Consider the following 15,001-nt stretch of genomic DNA (forward strand, 5'->3'; position numbering starts at 1 on the left):
CTGTCAGGCACGCATTCTGCCAGGCGCGGAGTTTGCCGGTTCACCCTCGGGCGCGCGTTTGCGATCAGGGCGGACGGTCGATATTCATGTGACTCCAGGGACCCGGTCCAAGGCCTCTTTCGAAAGGCAGGGGGCGGACGGAGTGGTCGACGTCGACACGCACCTTCCGGGCGCGACGCTGCCCCGGCTCCAGGGGGGCAGCACCCTGGCCGCCGGACGCCGGCAGCGCGAGCGGGTCCGGCGGCTGGCCGCGCTGGGGGCCGTGGCGGTCGCCGCGCTGGACGTCGCGACCGCGCTGCTGCCCGCTCCCCAGGGTCGGCTCGTCGCCCTCGTCGACGTGGTCCCCGTCGAGCTGCCGCAGACCGCCGGGGCGGCGCTGGTCCTGGTCGCCGCCGCGCTGTGCCTGCTCGGGCGCGGTCTGCGCCGTGGCCAGCGCCTCGCGCTCCTCGGTGCGGAGGCCGCTCTGGTGGGGTCGGCTGCGCTGCACCTGCTGCGCGGCCTCCAGGTCGAGGTGGCCGTCGTGAACCTCCTGGTCGCCGGCCTGCTGTGGTGGCAACGCGCGGCCTTCCCGGTCCGGCCCAACGCCGCCACGGTGCGCCGGGCCCTCGTGCTGGCCGGTTCCGGCGCGGTCGTGACCATCGTCGCCGCCATCGGCTTCGTCTGGGCGGTCGGCGGCCATCAGCACGCGGGTGAGTCGGCACGCGCGGTCGTCGAGCGGCTGGCCGGCGACGACCACGCGCCGCTGCCGGCCGGAACGTTCGTGACCCCGGCGCTCACCAGCGCCGGGCTGGCGATTCTGATCATCGTCGGCTGGCTGGTCCTCTCCCCCCGGCTGCCGGTGTCGCGCAGCCAGTCCGCGCACCTGGCCGACCGGGAGCGGGCCCGGGCGGTCGTCGCCGCCCACGGGGGCGACACCCTGGCGTATTTCGCTCTGCGGGACGACAAGCAGTGGATGTTCAGCGGCGGCAGCGTGGTCGCGTTCGCGGTGCGCAACGGGGTCTGTCTGGTCTCCCCCGACCCGATCGGCCCGGTCGGGGACCGGGAGCAGGTCTGGGCGGACTTCAGCGACTACGCCGAGCGGAACGGCTGGTCGCTGGCGGTCGTCGGCGCCTCCCGTGACTGGCTGCCCCGCTACGAGGAGATCGGCCTGCGGCCGGTCTACCTGGGCGACGAGGCGATCCTGGACTGCGAGGCGTTCACCCTCGAAGGCCGGACGATGAAGAGCCTGCGCGGCGCGCACAACCGGCTCACGAAGGCCGGCTGCACGGTCAGCTTCCACGACCCCGCGCGGCTCGGCCCGGAACTCGCCGCGGCGCTGACCGGCCTGGCCGGCGACACCCGGCACGGCGAAGCCGAACGCGGGTTCTCGATGACCCTGTCCCGGCTGTTCGACCCGCTCGACACCGGGCTGCTGCTGACCGTCGCGCACGACCCGGCGGGCGCCGCGCTGGGATTCATCCAGTGGGTGCCGTCGAGCGACATCGACGGCTGGTCGCTGGACGTGATGCGCCGCTCGGCGGATCCCGACACCCCGAACGGCGTCACCGACTTCATGGTGATCGCCACCGCGATCCACCTGCGTGAGCGGGGCGAGCACGGCCTGGGCCTCAACTTCGCGATCCTGCGGGCCATCCTGGCCGACGAGAGCCCGGGGCGGGGCACGGCCCTGCTGCAGAACGCGCTGCACCGGCTGTCCGAACACGCCCAGATCGAGTCACTCTGGCACTTCAACGAGAAATACCGGCCCGAATGGCGACCCCGCTACGTCCTGCTCGACGCGGTGGAGCATTCTGCCATCCAGGGCCTCACCATCGCCGAAGCCGAAGGAGTCGACGAGATTCCCGTCATCGGCCGTTTCCTGTCCGGCGGCAGCGGTTCGTGATCGGATTCGTCTGGTCGCTGGCCGCCGCCTGCGCGGCGGCCGTCCTCTACGGCACCAGCAGCGTGCTGCAGGCCCAGGCGGCCGGCCGCGGCGCGGCGGTCACCGATCTGCTGCGACGCCCGGCCTACCTCGTCGGGCTGGCCTTCGACGGCATCGCCTGGCTGCTGTCGTTGCTGGCGTTGCGGCACCTGCCGCTGTTCGTCGTCCAGTCTGTCCTGGCCGGCTCGCTCGCCGTCACCGCTGTGCTGGGCCACGTCGTGCTGCGGGTGCCGCTGCGGCGCTCGGCCGCCGTCTCGGTCGGGGTGCTCGTCGTGGCGCTGGTCGTGCTGGCCGGTTGCGGTGGTCATCAGCCGGCCCCGACGACGAGCGGAGCTGTCCGCCTGGGCCTTCTCGTCGCCGCGGTGGCGCTGCTGGTGCTGGCGTTCCTGGCCAGGAACGCCAGACCCGTGGGCCTGGCGCTCCTGGCCGGGCTGGCCTACTCCGGCGCGGCCCTCGGTGCCCGCGCCCTGCAGGGCCACTCGACAGGATTCCCCCAATTGCTGGAGCAACCGCTGGCCTACGCCGTCCTGCTGTATGGCGTGGCGGGAACCTACGCGTATGCCCAGGCGCTGGAGCGGGGCGAGGTCACCGCCGTGACCGCGACGCTCTGGTCGGTCGAGGTCGTCGTCCCCGCCGTCGTCGGCCTGTCGGTGCTGGGCGACACGGTGCGCCCAGGCTGGTGGCCCGCCCTGGTGCTGTCACTGCTCGCCGTGCTCAGCGCGACCCTCCTGCTGTCCAGAACCGACACCGTGGAAACCCCGCTGAGCGTCACCCCGTAGCACCGTCGGTGCGGCACTCCCGGCCCGGCGACGGGATCGAGGATGCCCCGGCACGGGCGCTAAAGGCCGAACGCGGCGCGCACGATCCGGTCGCGGAGCCCCGCCGGAAGGTGGGCCAGAACTCCGAACAGCGCGACACCGGTGCCGACGTGGTAAGTGCGCCGCGGCCGGGACGTCGTGACGGCCTTGACCACGGCCTGGGCAATCCGGTCGGGCGGGCCGAGCCGCTGCTTCGCGAATGCCTGTTCGGTGGCCGCCAGCTGGGGCCGGTAGAGACCGGCCCGGGCCGGGTCGGTCGCGGCGAGGGTGGTCTGCGACGCGGCCGCGGCTCTGGCGAAGATCGGCGTGTCCGTCCCGCCGGGATCCACCACGCACACCGGAATCCCCCAGGTGGCCAGCTCGCCGCGCAGCGCGTCGGACAGTGACGCCAGCGCGGCCTTGCTCGCGCCGATAGGAGCCAGGAACGGCACCGGAACCCGGGCGGTCGGAGCGATGATGTTGACGATCCGCCCGTGGCCCGCGCGGACCAGCGGCAGGAACATCTGGATGACGTAGGCCGGGCCGAAGGTGTTGACCTCGAACTGGCGGCGCAGCTCGGCCGGTGGAACCAGTTCCAGCGGACCCTGCACGATCACGCCGGCGTTGTTGACGACCGCCTGGACACCTTCCTCGCCGACCGCCCGCGCGACCTGGTCAGCCGCCGCGGCGACGCTCACGGGATCCGTGACATCGAGTGGGACGGGCACCACCCCGGCGATCTCGGCCAGGCCACCGGGGTCCTGGTGGACGCCCGCGAAGACGCGATAGCCGGCAGCAGCCAGCTGCCGGGTCGTGGCCGCCCCGATGCCGGAGGCGGCACCGGTGAGGAAGACGTTGCGTGCGCCGACGTCGCTCATTCCCATCCATCCCTTCTAGCCTCGACATGTCACAATCAACATGTGCTTCGAGCGTGGCGGACGACGATCGACCTGTCAAGAACGACATGTCAATTCAGACAGGAAGTCGCGCCATGTCACTGAGACACGCACTGATCGGGTTGCTGGCCGAACAGCCCGCCAGCGGGTGGGACCTGACGAGGCGCTTCGAGGAGCTGCTCGGCTCGGTGTGGCCGGCGGGACACCCGCAGATCTACAGCGAGCTGCGGCGGCTCGAAGGGGACGGCCTGATCGAGGTCGAGTCGCAGGGGCCACGCGGCCGCAAGGCGTACCGTGCCACCGAGGCCGGCGTGGCCGAGGTGCGCCGCTGGCTCACCGAGGTGGAGGTGGACCACACCCTGCGTCTGGAGCCGCTGCTGCGGTCGGTCTTCTTCTGGCTGATGAACCCCGACGAGCTCGCCGCCCACCTCGAGCGGGAGGCGGCCTACTACCGTTCCCTCGCCGACCGGCTGCGCCAGCTGGCCGCGGCGAAGGACCGCGGCGAGTTCGGCGACAGCCCGCAGGTGCGGTCGCTGCGCATCGCCGCCGAGGCCGGCATCCGCCTCAACGACACCCTCGCCGAGTGGTCGACCTGGGTCGGGGAGTCCAGTCCAACCGCGTGAGTCGCGGTTCGCGGCTCGGTGCCACGAACCGCGACGTCGCGCGGTCCTTCTCGTCAGGTCAGGGCGTACCTACCTGACGACGACTCGGACGCGGCCGAGGTTCTGGACCAGGGTGTAGGCCGCCTTGGCGTCGCCCTGCTGCTGCGAGGTGACGCGGACGACGGCGAAATAGGTCCCGGGTTTGGTGAAGGCGTGGCTGACGGTCAGCCGCACGGTGCTGTCGGCCTTGTCCAGCCGGGAGCTGTCGGCGAAGTCGCCGGTGCCGCCGAAGTCCCACTCGACCCTGGTGATCTTCCCGCCGCCCGGTGGTTCCTGCGCGGCCACGGTGAGGGTGACGGCCTCGCCGGCCTTGGCGTCCGCGCGGACAGCCGGCTTGACCTTGTTCTTCCCGACCTTGGTGACGGTCAGGCTGACGACGGGCTGGACGCCCCCGCGCTCGGCGGCGGTGGCCGCGACGTGGATCTGGGTGTCCTTGTCGATCGTGTAGCCGGTCGTCGCGGGCGGCGCGGTCCCCCGCGTGACCCAGGCGTCGAGGTCGAGCAGCGCCTGCTGGAGCTCACCGTCGTAGCTGACGATGTGCGCGCCGGCGGCCTTCGTCTCCGGCGGGGTGTGCGCGGCGTTGTCCATGTACCACAGGCGGTAGCTGGCATCCGCGTCCGAGCCGAGGAAGGCCTTGACCTGCTGGCGGTACCAGTCGGCGGACCACGGGAAGGCCAGGACGTCGAGGGTCGACGCCAACATGATCATCTTTCCGTGGAACCTACCGGTGGGCACGCCGCCGCTGCCCTGCTGGGCGAAGATCGGCCCGGTCAGGCTCGCCCGCTGCGGGTAGAGCGGCTTCCCGCTCGCGTCGACGTACTGGTTCCAGGCGGACAGGCCCTGGTCGGCCGGGGGGACCTGGTAGCGCTCGTAGTACTGCAGGGCGAGGTACCAGGAGTTGTCGAGACGCACCTGGTCCCCGGCCTTGATCGCGCTGGTCACGGTGGCGTCCGTGTCCGGGGCAAAGGTGACGGTGTTGCCGCTCGCGGTGCCGAGCGCGACCGACTTGCCGGCGGCCGCACCGCTCGTGAGGTCGATGTCGGCCCCGGTCAGGTCGCCGGTCGGCAGTCCGGAGAGCTCCAGACCGGTCGGCGGCGAGCCGACGACTCCGGTCACGGTCGCGGTGGCCTGGACCCGGGCGGCCGCGACCGACGACGCCGGGTCGGTGCCCGCGTACCCCGGCTTCGTCCAGAAGTCATCCACGTAGGTCGGGTCGATGATCCGGACCCCAGCGCCGATGGCGGCGACCTCGTTGGGGCTCATGTTCGCGTAGTCCCACCAGCCGCCCAGCGGGAAGCCGAGCCGGGCCGTCTCGCGCAGGACCGCCTGCTGCTCCGCGCTGAGGCCGGCATACGGATCGCCGCTGCCGCCTGGCTCCATCGCGTCGTCGATCTGGGGAAGCTTGTCCTTCAGCACCCGCAGCCCCAGCGACTCGACGGTCAGGTTGCTCGGAAGCGAGTTCGAGGTGCCCGGGACCATCGGCACGGCGCCGTCATAGACACCGTCGGTGTTCTCCATCGCGGCCAGGGTCTGGTACGCGCCACCGCTCGCCCCGTAGAGGTAGCCGCGCGGCCGGGCGGTGTCGTCGTAGACCTGCGCCGCGACCAGCCTGGAGAACTTCGCGGACGCCGCGTTCAGCTCGTAGCCCGCGATCGCGCCGCCGCCGGGCAGTCCGCCGGCGTTGTTGTCCGACACGACGTAGGAGTTGGTCGAGATGGCGAAGACGACCGTCTCCGCGTCGGCGTCCTCCTTGGTCACCAAGGGGTAGGTCGACTCGAAGAACCGGCCGGCGTACCGGTCCGGGAAGTAGAAGGAGAACTTTCCCTTCGTCCCGGTGAATCCGCCGTGCACGTAGCGGACGGTCACCGTGACCTTGGTCGCCGGATCGGTGATGGTCCGGCGTTCGTCGAGGTCCACGTAGGGCTTGTCCAACGCCGGGTCGACGCACGACGCGGTGACCAGGGGGCCTCCATTGCTCCCCGTCTTGCAGGGCTCCCCGGCGGTCGGCTCGGCGCTGATCCGTAACGGACGTCCGACGTCGTTCTTCAACACCTGCGCGGGAGTCGTCGGCGAGGTGGAGGTGGCATCGGCGCTCGACGAACAGGACGTCGCCGCGGCGATCGCGACGAGCACCGCGGCCGCCGGAACGGCGCGAAGGGGCCGGCCCCGGCGACCCCTGCCGCTTCCAGCCGATAACGCCGGTCTTTGTCTCACGTTTCCTCCCGCATTCGCCTGGCCTGGTACGCGATCGCCACTGGTCGACGTGGGGGCGCCGGACGCCCGGCCGGGAGCGCGGCGACGACCGCCCTCGGCCCCGACCAGAGCTTGGGAGGCGCCCCCACCGACCTCCGTCGACCCGCTGGCGATACTGATCGCACCTCAAAGCTGAGTCAACTTTTAGATTCGACCCCCCATGGGCGGGATGCTGCCGCAGGATGAGGGGAGGACGAGGCGAGTTCTGGCGATCATTGAGAGATACTCGGATTTAGGATCGGTAGGGTCGGTCCATGGCTTCCACGGCCCGCGGCCCGCGCGGTCAGTACGCCCGGACGGCCATCCGCCGCGGTGAGATCGCCCAGGCGGTCCTCGACCTGGTCCTCGAGAAGGGGCACCCGAACGTGACCACGGCCGAGGTCGCGCGACGGGCAGCCACCAGCGAGGCGACGGTCCTGTACCACTACCCGAGCAAGGACCATCTCCTGCTCGCCGCCCTCGAACGGGATCAGGAGCTGGCCGTCCGCCACGCCGAGCAGGACGGGGTGCGCCCGGCCGACGGGCTGGCCGGCCTCGACATCGACGCCCTGGCCGACGCCGCGCGCTCGGCGACCAGGCGGCAACCGCTGCTGCGGCTTCGGGTCGCCCTGACCGGCCTCGCCGCGACGCCAGGACACCCGGCGGAGGACTACTTCACCCGGCAGTACCGAACCAACGTCGAGACCTACGGCCGCCTCGTCGCCGAGCGCCAGAAGACCGGTCAGGCGCACCCGAGCCTGGATCCGGTGGAGGTCGCGCGGCAGTTCGTGGCCACCTGGGACGGCCTCGCGACCCAGTGGCTGCTCTCCCCCGACTTCGACCTGGGCACGATGGTCGTCCAGGCGTTTCGCCGGCTCTCCGGTCAGAACTGGATGGAGGCGGCTCGCGCCGTGATCGAGCCTCCGAACGGCATCTGACCGGCGGTCCCCGGCGGCCTCGGAGACCGCCCGCCCACCCGGTCAGGCAGGGGCAGCCGTGGACCGGGTGGCGTCCGGCACCGGACCGCGGGCGGCGGTGGCGGCCCGGTCGAGCTCGACGCCGCGGGCCCTGACCGGGTCGACGAGGTCTCCGTGCGTGACGATGTACCGCTCACCGGCGAGCAGGGCCTCGATGACGTTGCCCGCGGCCTCGTCCGGCGAGACCGGGTTCTGCACCATCTCGGGATTGCTGGCGACCATGGCGACGAAGTCGTCCTGCTCCCCGATCGCCCGGCGCAGATGGTCGGGCTGGGCCTCGGCGCTGGTCTCCAGGTGTCGTGAGGCCATCCCGGACGGGAAGACGACGGACACCGCGATGCCGTCGGGCGCGAGCTCCAGCCGCAACGTCTCCGCCAGCCCCCAGACGGCGAACTTGCTGGCCTGGTATGCACCCAGCCGGGCGGCCGGCGACAGGACAGACGACGAGGTCGTGAACGCCAGCCGTCCGTGCGGGGCGGCCCGAAGAAGGGGCAGGAACGCCTGGGCCGTGCGGGCCGCGCCGAGCACGTTCACGTCCAGGACCCAGCGCCACTCGTCGTCCGTTAGCCGCTCGACCGCGCCGAACAGCTGGACACCCACGTTCGACACGACGACGTCCGCGCGGCCGAACCGGTCGGCGACGGCGCCCGCCGCCGCGCGCACCGCCTCGCCGCTCGCGACGTCGACACCGAGGCCGAACGCCTCCACTCCGTGCTCCGCGGTGATCGCCGCCGCCTCGGTCTCGACGCGCTCCCCGTCCCGGTCGAGCAGCGCGACCCGCAGGCCACGCGCGGCGCATCTCCCACCCAGGGCCCGGCCGAACCCCGACGCTCCACCCGTGACAACCGCTACCTGCGCGGCCGGCCGCTCGGATTCCATCTCGTTCTCCCTGCTGTTGGATGCCGCTGTGTCTGATGCCGGCCACCGCCTGGTTACGGGCAGGCGGCGGCCGAGGTCGTGAGGACAGCCATGGCGAGAAAAGGGCGCGCGCCGCCCGGTCGCGGCCCGTCGCGGCGCCCGGCTGGGCGCGGTCGAGGAATCCGGGACGACGATCGCGGGCGGCGCGCGAGGATCAGCCGCTCTCCGGCTTGCTGAAGTCCATCCGCAGCCGGGTCAGCCTGGAGGATTTGATTCGCCAGGCGCCATCGGACTTCTCATACGTCTCGTGGTAGTGGCCGAAGCCGTTCAGGTCGGACCCGTCCGGGAAACGAACGCGATCCTCCATCGCCCAGATACCGTCGGCCGACGACGGCGAGGTGAGGGTGATCTCCGGGGTATGGCACTGGTGAACCGTCACAGTGCCCGCGAGCGCGACCCGAAGGAAGTCCAGAAAGGGATCCCCGCCGGCGATGACGTCGCCGCCGGAATCCGTGGTGTCCATGACGACGTCATCCGTGAGGACCTGGCGATAACCTGCCCAGTCCTTCGTGTCGAGTAATCGGCAGTACCTGGCCTTGAGCTGCTTGATCGCCTCGATGTCATCCACAGGTAATCACTCCGCTATTCTCGTCGAAGCCAGCGCGCATGATCGCCGTTTCGCCCCCCGGACGGTCGCTGTCGAAGCCGATCCACGACCACCCCGGGAGCGAGGCGACGATCTCGCCGGCGGGCACCCGCCGACGGCGACAGCGCCGGCCAGGACCGGCGACGCCACCGCGATGTTGATCACGCAGGCTCAACTTACCTGCCAGGTGACAGGCAAGTCAAAGTCGGCGGACTTCGACGCACGCAGGCGGGCGACGCACGCAGGCCGGGCGGCGCGCGCGCCCAGCGCCGCTGTCGTCGGAACGCCGTGGAATTCCGGCCCGACCCGCGGCTGGCGTTCTGGCTGCGGAGGTACACCTGGTGCAAATAGGATGACCTCGTGGACCAGGACATCCGGCTCGCCTCGTCGTTCGGCTCGGCCGCGACCGCGTACGCCGAGCACCGCCCGGACTACGCGCACGACGCGGTGCGTTGGGCGCTCGCGCCCGCGCCCGGCCCCCGGGTGCTCGACCTCGGCGCCGGAACCGGCAAGCTGACCGCCGCGCTGGTCGCGCTGGGCGCCGACGTCATCGCGGTCGAGCCCGACCCGGCGATGCTGGCCGAGCTACGCCGCGCGCTGCCGGCCGTCCGCGCCCTGCCGGGCAGCGCCGAGGCGATACCGCTGCCCGACGGATCCGTCGACGCCGTGCTGGCCGGCCACTCCCTGCACTGGTTCGACATGGCCGTCGCGGGACCGGAGATAGCCAGGGTCCTCGCGCCCGGCGGCATCCTGGCCGGCCTGTGGAACGTCACCGACGACCGGGTCGACTGGGTCGCCGGGCTCGCGCGGGTCGGCGGGAGCGCCGCTCTTGGCCGGCGTGACAGGCTCAGCACCTGGCGCACGGCGACGGCGGACCTCTACCTTCCGCGCACCGGCGTGGCCGCCCGGTTCGGCTCGCCGGAGCAGGCCGAGTTCTCACACGGCCAGCGCCGCACCGCCGAATCCCTGGTCTCGAAAATCGCGACCCACGCGGGGTTGCTGGTCATGCCAGCACAGGAACAACAGGCCACGCTCGACCGGATCCGCGCCTTCCTCGCCAGCACACCGGACACGGCCCAGGGCGAGTTCACCCTCCCGATGCTGACCGGCGTATTGCGCACCCACCGGCTGTAGGTGGCGTTGCCGCACATCACCACGAGAGATTCCCAGCGACGCCAACGTCTTCGCCGCCGCGCCGTCCCGGATCTTTCGCGCTCCGCCGAGGAATCTGCCGTCCGATCAGCAGCGCCCTCGGCTGGAGGTCGGCCATCCTGACCGCCGCGTCCCGGTGATCGCCGTCTCGGCCCTCCGGTGGTCGTTACCGGGTCTGTTCCACAGCCACCCGAGGGCCAAAACGGCGATCAAGATGACGGGGGCCTTCGCGGTCACCGGCGGCTGGTGGGAACCAGCTCGCGCGCGTTGTCGCGCATGATCTTGATCTGGTCCGATGGGGAGAATCCCGTCAGATGCCCGAAGAAGTCGCGGGGATTGGCGACACCTTCGGCGTGCGGCCAGTCGGAGCCGAACAGGATGCGTTCGACCGGAATGTGCTGCGCGAGCTCGAGGACGTTGTCCTCAACGAAGGGTGCGATCCAGACGTTCTCGTGGAGTTGATCGACCGGGTTCCTGGTGAACATGCCCGGGTTCTGGCTGTGAAGCCGTCGCAGCACCCTGACCAGTTCGGGCACCCAGGTGGCGCCGTTCTCGATGCTGGCCAGTCGGAGGGTGGGATGCCGCTCGAAGAGGCCGTGCGTGATGACGGCGGCGAGGAAGTCGTGAATCAGGCGATGATGCATGATCGCGTCCACGAAGGGCTCGTAGAACGCCAGCGAGGACACCGAGCCCTGGCGACGGCGGCTCTGGTAGCCCCAGGCGCGGGCGACCGCGTCCTCGACGTCGCGGTAGCCGTCATCGAAACCGGCGTGGGCCGTCATGACGAGACCGGCTTCGGCCACGCGCGCCCAGAACGGGTCGAAGAGCGGGTCCGCTGGCGACTTGAAGCCATCCGCGGTGAACACGGGCCCTGGTCGCAGGGCCGCGACCCGCGCTCCTCTGCCGAGGGCCCATTCGAGTTCGGCGATCGCGCTGGGCAGGTCCGAGAGCGTCAGATAGGGCACGGCGAAGATCCGGTCCTGGTAGGCGAACCCCCAGTCGTCGTCGATCCAGCGGTTGAAGGCGCGGAAGATGTCGACCGACGCTTCGATGTCCGGCTGCATTGGGCCTTCCATGCAGACGCCCTGAGAGGGGAACAGCCAGAGTGCTTCGACGCCCTGCTGGTCCATGACCTTGATCCGGGCGTCGTGGTCGTACCACTCCGGGTGGTCGGCGGGGTCCTCGCTGGTCAGCGAGCCGGCGACGTCGGCCTTGGTGCCCTTGCCGGCGAAGTAGTCGAACAGCGCGCCGGGCCGAGGCCTCGGGTTGACGTCGCCGGGACCGGGGATCCAGGGATGCAGCTCGCCGCGGACCACGTAGCGCATCTGTCCGTCGACTTCCTTGACCTGCACGCCGCGGTCGGCGTATTTGGGGTTGCGATGCCGGGTGAAGGCGTCGCTCGTCTCCCAGTAGTGGTTGTCAACGTCGAACACGCTGATCTGCTCGGCGGGTTGCGTCATGGCGATTCCTTCGCTCTGCGAGGGCTTCAGTGGGAGTCGGGCACCACACCGAGAGGCGGAAAGATCGAGGACGGGGCGCGATCGCGTCCCGCAGCTGCCGCGCCTTGGACGGTGGCCAGAGACGAGACGATCCAGCCGGCGCAGGTGTCGCGGACGCGGGCCATGTCGACGACCGCCGTGCCGGCCAGCTGAAGTCCCGCGACGCCCCGCATCAGACCGAGGACCAGCACCGCCGAGGTGGTCGGATCGACGTCCGCCCTGATCGACCCGTCCCGCTGGCCTGAGGTGATCACCCCGGACAGCGAGTCGTGGCTGTGCCGTTCCGCCTCGGCCATCCCCTGCACGGACGACGAGGCGGGGAACAGCGACCCCCACATGACGAGGAAGGCCCGTTCGTCGAAACCCGGCTCCCCGAACAGCTCGAGGTAGCAGTCGACCGTCAGCAGCACCATTTCCAGCCCGGACAACTCCTCGGCCCGGCGCGACTGCCTGTCGAGCGTGGCGAGCGAGTGCGCCGCGATGCGTTCCTGGGCCCGCGCGGCCAGCCGGGCCACCAGGGTGTCCTTCGAGCCGAAGAGGTGGGTTGGCAGACCGCGGCTCACCCCGGCCCGGTCACCGATGCTGGCCAGTGACGCGCGGTCCACCCCGCGATCGGCGATCATCTCGGCGGCCGCGTCCAACAGCGCGTCCTCCGACCGAGTGCGCCGCTCGACCTGCGTCCGACGAACGCTCCGCGATGGCATGAACCGACCCTACTCCCTTGCTGGGCACCCAACAAGTAAGTTACCTTCCCGGCAGGCTCCGTGCCGCCCCGCCCACTCGGGTCGCCGGTACCGGGCCGTCGCAGCCAAGGGAAGGGGACGCAATGTCGAAGCTGGACATCGTCATCAAGGGCGGAACCGTGATCGACGGACTTCGCACCCCGCGTTACAAGGCCGACGTGGGGATCGCCGACGGCCGCGTCGTGGCCATCGGACGGATCGACGCCTCCGACGCGACCGAGGTCGTCGACGCCACCGGAAGGATCGTGGCGCCCGGCTTCGTCGACCTGCACACCCACTACGACAGCCAGCTGTTCTGGGACCCGTGGTGCACCATGTCCGGCTGGCACGGCGTCACCAGCGTCGTCATCGGCAACTGCGGCTTCGGCTTCGCGCCCTGCAAGCCCGAGGACCGCGAGCGCACGATGCTGAGCCTCTCGCGCAACGAGGCTGTCCCGATCAAGACCATGAAGGCCGGCATGCCCTGGGACTGGGAGACCTTCCCGGAGTTCCTCGACAGCGTTGACCGCGCTCCCAAGGGCGTCAACGTGATGGCCTTCGTCCCGTTGGCCCCGCTCTACGCCTACGTGGCCGGCGTCGACAACGCCAAGGCCTATCGCGTCACCGACGCCGAACTCGAGACGATGTGCCGGCTGCTGGTGGAAGGCATGGAAGCCGGCGCGTGCGGCTTCAGCGCCCAGATCAACGGCGAGATCGGCAACGTCCAGCTCGACTTCGACGGCACCCCGATGGTCACCGACCTGATGACCGACCGGGAGGTCATCGGATTCTCCCGAGCCATGGGATCACTCGGCCGCGGCGTCGCCCAGCTCACCGGAACCCTTGAGGCCGCCGCGCTGATGGCCCGCGAGAGCGGCCGCGCCATCATCTGGAACGCGCTGCTCGCCGACGGCGCCCTCAACCAGCACGGCGGCGCGAAGTACAGCCACCGCGACGCCATCAAGCAGCTCGAGTACTACAACGAGCAGGAAGGCCTGCGGGTCTTCGCCCAGGCGCTGACCACCAACTTCGTCTCCGAGTTCACCCTCGAGGACTACAACCTCGCCGACGCCATTCCCTGCTGGAAAGAAGCCTGCATGGGAACGATCGACGAGAAGATGGTCAAGTTCGCCGATCCCGTCCGTCGGGCCGCGATGAAGGAAGTCCACGAGGAGCGCGGCGGCCTGTTCGGAGCCGGCTACGACCTGACCAACATCAAGATCCACTGGATCTCCAGCGACGTCCCCAACGCCCAGGAGCTCAAGGAACGCTACGAGGGCTTCTTCATCGGCGAGGTCGCCGCACGCGAGAACAAGCACGAGATCGACGCCTTCCTCGACGTCGCGGTCGCCGGCCAGCTGCGGGTCGGGTTCGCCACCCCGATGCTGATGACGCCACCGCAGTCGATGAAGGAGATCGCGACCTCCTCTGTCGCCCTGCCGGGCGTCAGCGACGGCGGCGCGCACACCAAGTTCGTCACCACCGCCCGCTACCCCACCGAGATGCTCGGCTACTGGATCCGCGAGCACGAGATCATGTCGCTCGAAGAGGCCCACTGGCGGCTGTCGTACTACCCCGCCACCGCCGCCGGGCTCAAGGGCCGCGGATTCCTCGCCGAAGGCGCCCCCGCCGACGTCATCGTCTACAACCCCGACACCGTCGACAGCGGCCCCCAGGAACGAGTCTGGGACTACCCCGCCGGCGAATGGCGCCTCATCCAGAAGGCCATCGGCTACGACCGCATCATCGTCAACGGCCGCACCACCTTCATCGACGGCGAATGCACCCAGGCCACCCCGGGCAAGCTCCTGCGCCACGGCACGGACTGAACCCGGGCCTGAGAAACAGACAGGGCCGGCGTGTCGTGATGGACGACGCGCCGGCCCAGCCCGGCGGTTCACACGTGCCAAAGGCGAGCCACCAGCGCAGACCGATCACGGCCGTGACGACGCGGTGTCCGGCCGACCGGACCGGGCGGAGTTCGGCGACAGACCCTTACGGGAGCCCTGCCGGCCTGTTCGGGCCTGGAGTTTGTGCCGGTCCTACGTGATGGCGGTGAATCTCATCTTTGGTCGACCGCAAGGTATGACTGGAGTCTGATCCAGGCCTCCCATTGATCGGGAAGTCGACGCGCAGCGTCCAGTCTCTGAATCGCGGGCCACCACACCGGTCATGATCGCCGTTTGGGCCCTGGGGTGGTCGCAGAAACGCCCCCGCCACGACCATCCCAGGGCCAAAACCGCGATCAAGGCCACGCGAGAGCACCGACCCACCTGGATCCGGCGTCCGCAGATTCGACTCGACGTGAAATGGCCGCGGGCCAACCGAGATGGGCGACCACAGTTTTCGGACCAGCCCAGCCCTGCCAAACAAGCCAGCAAAGTCAACGGAGGCAGCAAAAAAACCGCCCGGCGATATGCCGGACGGAGCGTTTTCCCCAGAGATCCAACGAAACCAAGATCATCACGAGAACTGGCAACTCTGGTAAAGCTGAGGGGATTCGAACCCCCCAGGATGAGCGACGCGGAACGCGAGCGAGGGGGGTGTCGGGGGGGGGCGCCCCCCCCCCCCCGGGGGGGGCCCGGGGGGGGCCCCCCGGGGGCCCCCCCCCCGGCCCCCCCCCCGCCCCCCCCCCCGGG

General features: G+C 70.6%; 12 protein-coding genes. 6 read left to right on the plus strand and 6 right to left on the minus strand.

Features of this window, described 5'->3' with window-relative positions; genetic code table 11:
- Window positions 1–142 precede the first annotated feature (142 nt).
- Together I6A60_RS21675 and I6A60_RS21680 are read left to right on the plus strand one after the other, a co-directional pair.
- Window positions 143–1,882, plus strand: a complete 1,740-nt coding sequence (locus I6A60_RS21675) for a bifunctional lysylphosphatidylglycerol flippase/synthetase MprF (protein WP_203015853.1) — start codon at window positions 143–145, stop codon at window positions 1,880–1,882.
- On the plus strand, window positions 1,879–2,700 hold the full coding sequence (locus I6A60_RS21680; protein WP_203015851.1) for a hypothetical protein: 822 nt from the start codon (window positions 1,879–1,881) through the stop codon (window positions 2,698–2,700). Before I6A60_RS21675 ends, I6A60_RS21680 begins: the two co-directional genes overlap by 4 nt.
- 59 nt (window positions 2,701–2,759) lie before the next feature.
- On the opposite strand, the gene I6A60_RS21685 is transcribed toward I6A60_RS21680, so the two are convergent.
- The gene (locus tag I6A60_RS21685; protein ID WP_203015849.1) at window positions 2,760–3,596 is read right to left on the minus strand and encodes an SDR family NAD(P)-dependent oxidoreductase; all 837 of its coding nucleotides are present in this window, start codon (window positions 3,594–3,596) and stop codon (window positions 2,760–2,762) included.
- 113 nt (window positions 3,597–3,709) lie between these two features.
- Here I6A60_RS21685 and I6A60_RS21690 point away from each other — a divergent pair, with 113 nt between their 5' ends.
- Complete coding sequence (locus tag I6A60_RS21690; protein WP_203015847.1) at window positions 3,710–4,237, plus strand: PadR family transcriptional regulator; 528 nt, start codon at window positions 3,710–3,712, stop codon at window positions 4,235–4,237.
- 69 nt (window positions 4,238–4,306) lie between these two features.
- On the opposite strand, the gene I6A60_RS21695 is transcribed toward I6A60_RS21690, so the two are convergent.
- Window positions 4,307–6,409, minus strand: a complete 2,103-nt coding sequence (locus tag I6A60_RS21695; protein WP_307873797.1) for a PKD domain-containing protein — start codon at window positions 6,407–6,409, stop codon at window positions 4,307–4,309.
- Window positions 6,410–6,783: 374 nt separating this feature from the next.
- On the opposite strand from I6A60_RS21695, the gene I6A60_RS21700 reads away from it, so the two are divergent.
- Window positions 6,784–7,446: a TetR/AcrR family transcriptional regulator gene (locus I6A60_RS21700; RefSeq protein ID WP_203015845.1), complete on the plus strand. Its 663-nt coding sequence runs from the start codon at window positions 6,784–6,786 to the stop codon at window positions 7,444–7,446.
- Window positions 7,447–7,488: 42 nt separating this feature from the next.
- On the opposite strand, the gene I6A60_RS21705 is transcribed toward I6A60_RS21700, so the two are convergent.
- On the minus strand, window positions 7,489–8,364 hold the full coding sequence (locus tag I6A60_RS21705; RefSeq protein WP_203015843.1) for an SDR family NAD(P)-dependent oxidoreductase: 876 nt from the start codon (window positions 8,362–8,364) through the stop codon (window positions 7,489–7,491).
- 193 nt (window positions 8,365–8,557) lie between these two features.
- On the minus strand, window positions 8,558–8,971 hold the full coding sequence (locus I6A60_RS21710) for a nuclear transport factor 2 family protein (RefSeq protein ID WP_203015840.1): 414 nt from the start codon (window positions 8,969–8,971) through the stop codon (window positions 8,558–8,560).
- Between the two features lie 378 nt (window positions 8,972–9,349).
- Here I6A60_RS21710 and I6A60_RS21715 point away from each other — a divergent pair, with 378 nt between their 5' ends.
- Window positions 9,350–10,123, plus strand: coding sequence for a class I SAM-dependent methyltransferase (locus tag I6A60_RS21715; protein WP_203015838.1), 774 nt, complete (start codon window positions 9,350–9,352; stop codon window positions 10,121–10,123).
- 251 nt (window positions 10,124–10,374) lie between these two features.
- On the opposite strand, the gene I6A60_RS21720 is transcribed toward I6A60_RS21715, so the two are convergent.
- A complete protein-coding gene (locus I6A60_RS21720) occupies window positions 10,375–11,601 on the minus strand; it encodes an amidohydrolase family protein (protein ID WP_203015836.1) in 1,227 nt (408 codons plus the stop codon).
- 26 nt (window positions 11,602–11,627) lie between these two features.
- A complete protein-coding gene (locus tag I6A60_RS21725; RefSeq protein ID WP_203015834.1) occupies window positions 11,628–12,344 on the minus strand; it encodes a TetR/AcrR family transcriptional regulator in 717 nt (238 codons plus the stop codon).
- A 122-nt stretch (window positions 12,345–12,466) separates the two neighbouring features.
- Between I6A60_RS21725 and I6A60_RS21730 the strand changes: the two genes are divergently transcribed.
- A complete protein-coding gene (locus tag I6A60_RS21730; RefSeq protein ID WP_203015833.1) occupies window positions 12,467–14,191 on the plus strand; it encodes an amidohydrolase family protein in 1,725 nt (574 codons plus the stop codon).
- The last annotated feature ends 810 nt before the right edge of the window (window positions 14,192–15,001 follow it).

Source organism: Frankia sp. AgB1.9 (assembly GCF_016786355.1).
Taxonomy (GTDB): domain Bacteria; phylum Actinomycetota; class Actinomycetes; order Frankiales; family Frankiaceae; genus Pseudofrankia.